Source organism: Flavobacterium sp. (genome assembly GCF_049240005.1).
GTDB lineage: Bacteria > Bacteroidota > Bacteroidia > Flavobacteriales > Flavobacteriaceae > Flavobacterium.
Map to the genome: position 1 here is coordinate 34,037 of NZ_JBMLTK010000126.1, position 8,776 is coordinate 42,812.

Here is an 8,776-nt window from a genome sequence, read left to right on the forward strand (position 1 = left end):
GCGCACAAGCTTTTTGCAGAAGCACTTCTTTTTCAAATCCGTTCGTGTTAATCTTACGTATTTATTGAAGTTATGCTAACATATTTATTGGCTAAGTCGAAGCTTGTTTTATATATTTGTCACAATTAGAAAGAATTATCGTCCCAATGCTTAAGAAAACGCTTTTGGCGCTGCTTTTTGCGATAGGTTTTCCCGGCCTTACAGTCGCTCAGTTTGATTTATCTTCCGAGGTAGGATTAATTATGGGTCCGGTAGCTATGCAGTCGGATTACGGCGAGCGTTATAATTTCGACACCAATGTTGGAAATACAGGCTTTGGAATAGGTATCGTACATTACTTAAACTTTTCGTATTCGGCAGGGTGTAGCTGTTATACGCCTGAAACCTTCTGGAATGACCATTTTAAATTACGTACCGAGCTTTCGTATAGCTATACAAAGTTAGAGCACTTCGGACGATGGGTAGATCGCGACAATGGTTCGCTTGGTGTGCAACAGTTGCGCGCTCAATATGGTTCGGCTTCTACATTATCGGCAGGGATGCAATTGGAGTATTACCCTTTAAGTATTCGTGATTTTACAGCTACTGTAGGTAGTTTTGGTCCGTTTGTGAGTTTAGGAGCGCATTACAACTATTTCAATCCGTCGGCTAAATCAGAACTTGGACCTTTAGGTTTGCCACAAACTACTTTCCCTAAATATTTAACTCCATCAGACGGAAAGCCGTTCGGATTTTCAAACGATCCAGAGAGTACTTGGTCGATTGTCAGTAGTATCGGAACGCGGTACAAATTAGCGCCCTTATCCGATTTATTGGTGGATTTACGTTTTCAATATTATTTCAGTAATTGGGTTGATGGTTTAAATCCGAACCCAGACCTTTACAAAGAAAATAAAGCAAACGATTGGTTGGTGTGGTTTAATGTAGGATACATTTATTACATCGAGTAAATCGACTCACCAAATAAAAAACACTCATTTCGGCAACGGTTTTGCGGCAGCGATAGAGCGGATTAGCCCGCAGCGCAAACAAATAACAAAAAACCCAACGAAACGGCGACTGTAAGAAGCCCGTTTGGTTGGGATTTTTTGTGTTTGGATGGGCGAGGACTATGAGCGAAAGCGCGTTTGCCGCCCTAAAAATGTCTCAAATCTTACTGAAAAGCTTGTTCTAAATCGGCGAGTAAATCGTCTAAATCTTCAACGCCTACGCTTAGTCGCACCAAATCGTCGGTGATGCCAATGGCTTTGCGTTTGTCTTCGGGAATCGATGCGTGCGTCATTAAAGCGGGATGATTTGCCAAAGATTCAACGCCGCCCAAGCTTTCGGCTAACGTAAAAACCTTCAGTTTTTCAAGAAAGCTAATCGCATCGGCTTTTTGTGCCGATTTAAACGTGAACGAAACCATGCCTCCGAAATCGCTCATTTGCTTTGCGGCAATTTCGTGATTGGGATGTGTTTTCAAACCTGGATAATATACATTTGCTACAGCTGGATGTTGCGTCAGGTAGTCGGCAACTTTTCGTCCGTTTTCGCTGTGTCTCTGCACACGTAAATGCAAAGTTTTGATTCCGCGAAGAACCAAATACGAATCCATTGGCCCTAAGGTTGCGCCCGTTGCAAATTGCTGAAAGTGAAGCTGTTCTCCTAAAGCAGCATCTTTAACCACGAGTGCGCCGGCAATAACATCGGAGTGGCCGCCCAAGTATTTTGTTGCGGAATGCATCACGATGTCTGCGCCTAAATCGAGTGGTTTTTGAAGATAAGGCGTGGCAAAAGTATTGTCTACTGCAAATAGGATTTTCCGTGCATTGGCTAATTTGGCAACGGCTTTGATATCGGTGATTTTCATCAACGGATTTGTAGGCGTTTCGAGCCAAATCAACTTAGTATTATCGTTGATTAACTGCTGAACGGCAGCAATTTCGTTTAAATCGAGGAAGTGAAAAACAATGCCTGAATCTTTGTAAATGCGCGAGAAGAGTCGGAACGTTCCGCCGTACAAATCGTCGGATGCAATCACTTCATCGCCGGCTTTTAAACCGCGCAAAATACAATCGGTTGCTGCTAAGCCCGATGAAAAAGCCAGACCGCGCACGCCGTTTTCGATGCTGGCTAAGGCATTCTCGAGTGCTGAGCGCGTTGGATTTGAAGCTCGGCTGTATTCGAATTCGTTTACGGGCTTGCCGGGCGAAGTTTGAACAAAAGTTGAGGTTTGATATACAGGTGTCATGACCGCGCCTGTTGCTGGGTCGTGATGCTGATTTCCGTGGATTACTTTGGTATTAAATTTCATAACATTTTATTGCAACGCAAAGGTAATTTTTTTATTTCGCGGATTTAAATCTCTTAACTTTAGATTTTAATTTCTGTGTTATGAATCGATTGATTTTACTGCTGGTGGCGGTGCTTAGTATTTCTTGCGACAATGAACTTAAACTTGAGCAAAAGCAGTTTTCGGCCGCTTCGAAAGGAGCAGATGCTAACAAGGGGGCTCGCGTTGAAATTTCGTTGCCTGTTGCTTCGAATAAGCCTTTAGTTGCCGATTCGATAAACCGTAAAATCCTATCGGTTATGAAAGATATTATAAACTACGGCGAAACACCTTTTACCTCAAAGAATTACCAAGAACTAGCCAATGATTTTATAAGTACGTACGAAAAGGTATCGGCCGAATTTCCTGACGATAAGATGGCTTGGGAAGCGAAAGTAACCGGACGTTTTTGCTACGAATCGGATGTGTTGCTAAATTTGGAAATCGACCATTATACCTTTACCGGCGGTGCACACGGCTACTCGGGAAAGAGCTCGTTGCTGTTTGATCCGGCAAGCGGTAAAAGTATTTCGGAAAAGGACCTGATTACTAATCCGTCGGAATTTCTAAAAATTGCGGAAATCGCTTTTCGTAAGAAATATAAAATTGCAAATACAACTCCTTTAAATGAAGCCGGATTTATGTTTGAAACTGAAAGATTTCAGCTACCGCAAACGTATTTCTTCACAAAGGACGGATTGTTATTGTATTACAACGTTTACGAAATTGCTTCGTATGCGCAAGGTCCGCAGGAAGTTCTGATTTCCTACGAAGAAGCCAAACCGTTTATCGCAATCCCTTTTTGATTTTCAAGCAGAAAGCCAAATGCAAAGCTTCGTGGAAGTTGTTGAATTTAATCGCGTCTTCTACTTTTTCGAGCGGAATTCCCAAAAGGGTTTGATACGGCATGTAATTGCTGAATTTCCCCGCGTGTAAATCGGCGCTTGTTTGTTCGATGGTGCTACACACAAGCGATTTAATCGTTTCGATTTCTGCTTCACTAGTTGTGCCCGTCGGAATAGTACCTCTGTTGTATAAACCAACCATTTCTGAGGGAATAAGTAATTTATTTCCAGACAATTGGTAGATCAATAATTGTTGAATAACAAGGGTATGACCGATGTTCCATATCAAGTTGTTTGACTGCCCCGGCGGAATAGTGTTGAGTTCTTCCGCATTGTAGTTTACCAAGTACGAATACAAAACTTTGCGGTTTCCTAGCGTGAGTTCTAAATCGGTCATAAGTCTTAAATCAGGTAGTTGATAATTGTTAAAAGTATATATTTTGGTTCAAATTGACTGGTTTTAAATCGCATTTCTAGTCAATTTCCGATTTTCGAATTTCAAAATTGTAATTCTGTAGCCTTTTATTACCGCGAAATTCGGCATGTTTTGATCCAGCATCCGGTTTCTTATCCGTAATTTTACCCAAAAAAGAAATGGAGTTTTTGTATCTGTCGACTTGCAGCACTTGTAAACGCATCATGCAGTTGTTGCCCAAGCATAAAGATTTGAATTTCAGAGATGTAAAGGTAAATCCGCTAAGTCTGGAAGAGGTTCGGCAATTGGCTGCGCTTGCGGGTAGTTTTACAGCGCTTATTAACAAACGATCGCAACAATTCAAGATTTCAGGGATAAGTTCGAAAGATCTTAGTGAAGCACAAAGCGAGCAGCTATTAGTAACTCATTACAGTTATTTAGCGCGTCCGATTTTGGTAATCGATTCGCACATTTATATCGGAAACAGCAGCTCAACGGTTGCAGCAATGGTAAATAAACTGACCTGATGCAGAGTAGGGTTGCGGCTTTAGCGGGCGCCACATTGGTGTCGATTATCTACGGAGTTACATTCACAATTGCAAAAGATGTTATGCCTGCGCATATTCAGCCGTTTGGTTTTATACTTATTCGAGTCGCAGGTGCTTGTTTGTTGTTTTGGATTACATTCTTCTTGTTGCGCTTTTTTGGTAAAATTCCTAAAGAAAACCTGAGTAAAGCAGACATTCCCGTTGTTATTGCTGCTGCGTTTTTTGGCGTAGCGCTTAACATGCTTACTTTTTTTAAAGGATTGAGTTACACCTCGCCAATTAGTGCCGCAGTACTGATGGTTTCTACACCTTTAATTGTTATGATACTTTCGGCCATATTGCTGAAAGAACGCATAAATTTGGTGAAATCGGTTGGCATTATCTTAGGTTTGGCAGGAACTATTTTACTGATTGTTGGAAAAAAAGCAGTTGTCGTTGGAAGTAACGAAAATTTGGGAAATTTACTGGTTTTTATCAATGCGCTTTCGTACGGTTTTTATCTGATTATCGTGAAAAAGTTAATGGATAAATACAATGCATTCACTTTTGTTGGATGGATTTATACAATTGGTTTCCTGATGGTTTTGCCTTTTGGCTTTAACGAATTTCAGCAAGTTCCATTTTCAGCTTTTGATTTTTCAATTTGGTGGAAAATTGTGTTTATTATCGCAGGTTCGACCTATCTTACCTACTTATTAAATCTGGTTACCATGCGAAAATTATCACCAACTATTGTTGCTGTTTTCATTTATTTACAGCCCGTATTTGCAGCAGTTTTCGCTATTGGTTTGGGAAAAGACGCGTTAACAACCGACAAGCTTTTGGCAGGCGCTTTGATTTTTATAGGTGTAGCGCTTTCCGTAAAAAAGAAGAAGTAAAACTTACCTAAAGTCGCATTGCAGCAAATGGTCGTTTACCATGCCAGTAGCTTGCATATGTGCGTAAATGGTTGTTGATCCAACAAATTTAAATCCACGCTTTTTTAAATCTTTAGATATGGCATCTGAAAGTGCTGTTTTTGCCGGAATTTGTTTCAAAGAAGTAAATTCGTTTTCAATAGGTTTATGATTCACAAAACCCCAAATGTAGTTGCAAAACGTACCAAACTCTTGTTGAACTCGGATGTAAGCCTGTGCGTTGGTAATCGCTGCGTAAATTTTTAGCTTGTTGCGAATAATGCCCGGGTTTTCGAGCAGTTCCATAATCTTGTCGTGCTCCTATGCGGCTACTTTTTGCACATCGAATTGATCAAAAGCAGCTCTAAAATGCTCGCGTTTATTCAAGATTGTAAGCCAACTTAAACCGGCTTGAAAGGTCTCCAGAATTAGAAATTCAAACATTTTCGCATCGTCGCGAACGGGTTTTCCCCATTCTAAGTCGTGGTATTCGCGATACAGCGGTGTCTTTAAACACCAATCACAACGTTCTTTTTCAGCTTCCATTAAAACAAATATCCCAATTTGATGGAACCGTAAAAATAAGCCATATTTACGTTATTGTCGACTTCCCGACTGCGGTAATTAAACGTATAATGTGCGTTGAAACGGTTATCGGTATTTAAATCCCGCTTCAAAAACAAAGCGAATCGGAATTAAATCGAACGTTACCGGACTCGAATCGCTAAATAAGCTTCCCTGAATCGTGGCGTCGTAGAATTGATAATTGAAGTTTGGATTCAGAAAGAAGTAGAGTTCACGTGGTTTTGGCTGCGTTTGCTTTCCCGCCGAGGCTTGGTATAAATTACTTTCGTAAATCGGAAGCAATTTATGAATGGCGATGCGTGCATTAAAACCCGATGTAACACCCGTCAGTATTGTTCCCAGCTGAATTTTGTTTTGCCAACCAAAAGAAAATTTCGAATTGCTAACCCAGGGTAAAGCGAGGTAATGCGTGGCGTTGAATTGCGCAAGGAACGCATTATGTATTTGATTTTGCCATCCGCGAACGGTTTTAAAATTAGAAAGGTTATGAAATGTTTCTTGCATTTCTTCTCCAAACGAATTCGGACCTATATAACCTAATTGAACCTCGGTCCTGAAGTAGTTTTCCGATTTGTAGTACCTCGATATACTTGCTTCGCCAAACAGTAAGCCACAAAACGGACGATCGTTAACCAATAAATTATCGGCATCTCGCGTTTGTGGATTATACAAATATTGTCCGGCGCGAAAACCCAACAGTCTTTTCTCAGCTTTTCGGGCTGAAATGGGTTTAATAAAATAAATCTCTAAGCCGTTTGTGTAGTATCGATCGTATACCGAACTCGTGTACAAATCGTTTTCTGTTACAAAACCAATTTCGTTACGCGATTCTTGCCCAAAAACACCGCCAAAAATAAATGTCAAACAAAGTGTAAGAAGCGATTTAGTAATCGAGATTTCCGACATATCGCATGTGTTTTACGATTCTACTTTTTCGACGTTCAATGTAAGAAGATGAGTTGGTAGCAGTGTATTTTCTCGGGTTTGGAAGTATCGCTGCAATACCCGCTGCTTCGCGTTTAGTAAGTTTGGAAGCATCTTTGCGGTACCAGTACTTCGACGCGGCTTGAACGCCGTAAACGCCATCGCCCATTTCAATGCTGTTTAAATAAACTTCCATGATGCGTTCCTTACCCCAAATAAGTTCGATCAAAAAAGTAAAATAAGCTTCTAAGCCTTTTCGCAAATAACTTCGTCCTTGCCAGAGAAAGACATTTTTCGCAGTCTGCTGACTTATCGTACTACCGCCTTTAATTTTCTTTCCTTTTTTGTTGTGTTCGTACGCCATTCGCATAGCTCTAAAATCGAAACCATGATGGGTTTTAAAAGTGCCGTCTTCTGCTGCAATAACCGCGCGTTGCATGTTCGGCGATATCTCTTCAATCGGAACCCAATCGTGCATGCAAACCATGTCTTTTCCTGCGCTATTTTGTTCAAAAGCTCGGGTAATCATTAGTGGTGTAAATGGCACTGGAACCCATTTGAACAAAATGACCAATCCGATGGAGATGGCAAAAAAGTATAAAGCCGACTTCCATAAAATCCGAAGTAACTTTTTGTGCCAAGGTAATTTTTGGGTAGATTTCGTTGCTGTGGTTTTGTTTTGTTTTTTCATACTAAAGCTGCAAGTTCGGTTCCTACTAAGCTGCCAATTGCTACGCCCATGCCGCCTAGGCGCACACCGCAATAGGTGCGTTCAGTTAGTTGTTGAACAATCGGACGCTTTTCTGCGCCTAAGCCCATGATTCCGCTCCAAGAATAGTCGATTTCAAAGCGGGTGTTGGGTAAAATTACCGATTCTAAATAGGTTTTTAATTGGTTTTGAATTTGGTTTGTAGTGCCGAAATCGGTTGTTGTTTCGCCCTCGAAATCTAGGTTTCTACCGCCGCCAAATAAAATGCGGTTTTCGATGTTCCGGAAGTAAAAGTAGCCGCGATCGAGGTGAAAAGAACCTTTAATGTCGAGATTGGGTATTGGTTTAGTTACCAAAACTTGTGCGCGTCCGGGTGTCACGGCAACGGGAAGTAACTGCGATGCAAATGCGTTTGTGGCGAATAACAATTTGTCGCATTCTAGTTCGAAATCGTCCGTATAAATACTAACGTGAGAACCGCTTTCGTGATAATTTGTTACGTTTTGTTTTGTAAAAATAACTACGCCTGCTGCCTGCACTTTTTGCAAGAGCGCCTGCATCATTTTACCCGTGTTTAATTGTCCTTCGAACTGGTTGTAGATCAGGTATTCTTTAGTGTTCGAAAAGTTAAATCGATCGATAACTTTTGAGAATACCGATCCTTTAAAAACGGGGTGTAACAGTTCGTTCAGATAGTCGAGACGTAGCAAACAGGTGTTAAAAAGAGATTCGTCCTTTTCAAGAAATACTTCATAACCACCAAACGGCTCGTAGTTTATTGCGCTGTCGCCCAAGGTTTTGCGAAGTAGGTTTAAGCCTTCTTTTCGTTTGCTAACAAGTTCAATAACAGCTTCTTCGTTCGAGGTGTTTAAGTCGTCGAGCAATTCGCTACTGCTACCAAAGCAGGCAAATCCAGCATTTTTTGTGCTTGCGCCTTCGGGTAAAATGCCTTTTTCAAGTATCGCAATTGATGCGTTCGAATGCGCATCTCGGAGCTTCAGCGCGGCAAATAAACCAACGATCCCAGAACCCACTATTACATAGTCGTAGCGCTTCAAAAACGTCTCCTTTTCCCAGTAGCTAAAAGTCGATTTCATAGTTGCGAAATTAAGCTTCTTTTGTTTTCAACGACGCTTTTAGGTAAAATTCACAGTCTTGTTTTTGGTTTTTTGGGCGCGCCGGCAAACGAGTCGTCGCTGCGCAAAAGAGGTGCAAGCCGTCACGTGTTCCGCTATATCTTTGGGCCAGAACTGTAGTGGAAATCCCGCAGCGCCCAAAGGATGCCACTCCACCCGTTCGCGCAGGAAAGCTACGCAAGTGAAAAATGGATAAAATGGAAAAAATGAAAAGAAGCTAAAGAAGGGAAAAAAGTGAAAGATGCGCCTTCGACAGGCTTAGGCACCAACGAATTTGGGGTTAGGCTGGGCAAAACGATACGTAAAATGGTGAACGTCGTGCAGTCTAACTTCTAACTTCTAACTTCTAACTTCTAACTTCTAACTTCTAATTTCTAAAAAAATTTCCGCTTTCAACTCACTCA

9 protein-coding genes and 1 pseudogene are annotated in these 8,776 nt (G+C 41.3%); 4 read left to right on the forward strand and 6 right to left on the reverse strand.

Annotated elements, in window-relative coordinates:
* The first annotated feature begins 146 nt into the window (after positions 1-146).
* A complete protein-coding gene (locus tag ACOVQQ_RS12680; RefSeq protein WP_421818516.1) occupies positions 147-950 on the forward strand; it encodes a THC0290_0291 family protein in 804 nt (267 codons plus the stop codon).
* Between the two features lie 203 nt (positions 951-1,153).
* Here the strand turns inward: ACOVQQ_RS12680 and ACOVQQ_RS12685 are convergent, their stop codons facing one another.
* Complete coding sequence (locus tag ACOVQQ_RS12685) at positions 1,154-2,296, reverse strand: cystathionine gamma-synthase (protein ID WP_421818517.1); 1,143 nt, start codon at positions 2,294-2,296, stop codon at positions 1,154-1,156.
* An 80-nt stretch (positions 2,297-2,376) separates the two neighbouring features.
* Between ACOVQQ_RS12685 and ACOVQQ_RS12690 the strand changes: the two genes are divergently transcribed.
* Positions 2,377-3,120 carry a DUF3298 domain-containing protein gene (locus ACOVQQ_RS12690; protein ID WP_421818518.1) on the forward strand — a complete coding sequence of 248 codons (744 nt, stop codon included), beginning with the start codon at positions 2,377-2,379 and terminating at the stop codon, positions 3,118-3,120.
* Here ACOVQQ_RS12690 and ACOVQQ_RS12695 read toward each other — a convergent pair.
* Positions 3,101-3,556 carry a DinB family protein gene (locus tag ACOVQQ_RS12695; RefSeq protein WP_421818519.1) on the reverse strand — a complete coding sequence of 152 codons (456 nt, stop codon included), beginning with the start codon at positions 3,554-3,556 and terminating at the stop codon, positions 3,101-3,103. The two genes, ACOVQQ_RS12690 and ACOVQQ_RS12695, sit on opposite strands and share 20 nt — an antisense overlap.
* A 197-nt stretch (positions 3,557-3,753) precedes the next feature.
* On the opposite strand from ACOVQQ_RS12695, the gene ACOVQQ_RS12700 reads away from it, so the two are divergent.
* Together ACOVQQ_RS12700 and ACOVQQ_RS12705 are read left to right on the forward strand one after the other, a co-directional pair.
* A complete protein-coding gene (locus tag ACOVQQ_RS12700; RefSeq protein ID WP_421818520.1) occupies positions 3,754-4,101 on the forward strand; it encodes an arsenate reductase family protein in 348 nt (115 codons plus the stop codon).
* Positions 4,101-5,000, forward strand: coding sequence for a DMT family transporter (locus tag ACOVQQ_RS12705; protein WP_421818521.1), 900 nt, complete (start codon positions 4,101-4,103; stop codon positions 4,998-5,000). The genes ACOVQQ_RS12700 and ACOVQQ_RS12705 overlap by 1 nt, the downstream gene beginning before the upstream one ends.
* Before the next feature lie 3 nt (positions 5,001-5,003).
* Here ACOVQQ_RS12705 and ACOVQQ_RS12710 read toward each other — a convergent pair.
* The 4 genes and pseudogenes from ACOVQQ_RS12710 to ACOVQQ_RS12725 all read right to left on the reverse strand — a co-directional run bounded on the left by ACOVQQ_RS12710 (position 5,004) and on the right by ACOVQQ_RS12725 (position 8,333).
* A pseudogene (locus ACOVQQ_RS12710) lies at positions 5,004-5,564 on the reverse strand (DNA-3-methyladenine glycosylase I).
* Positions 5,565-5,669: 105 nt separating this feature from the next.
* Entirely contained in the window at positions 5,670-6,509 is an 840-nt protein-coding gene (locus tag ACOVQQ_RS12715; RefSeq protein WP_421818522.1) for a lipid A-modifier LpxR family protein, read from the reverse strand.
* Complete coding sequence (gene mtgA / locus ACOVQQ_RS12720; protein WP_421818523.1) at positions 6,487-7,218, reverse strand: monofunctional biosynthetic peptidoglycan transglycosylase; 732 nt, start codon at positions 7,216-7,218, stop codon at positions 6,487-6,489. The genes ACOVQQ_RS12715 and mtgA overlap by 23 nt, the downstream gene beginning before the upstream one ends.
* Positions 7,215-8,333, reverse strand: a complete 1,119-nt coding sequence (locus ACOVQQ_RS12725; protein WP_421818524.1) for an NAD(P)/FAD-dependent oxidoreductase — start codon at positions 8,331-8,333, stop codon at positions 7,215-7,217. Before ACOVQQ_RS12725 ends, mtgA begins: the two co-directional genes overlap by 4 nt.
* Positions 8,334-8,776: the final 443 nt, after the last annotated feature.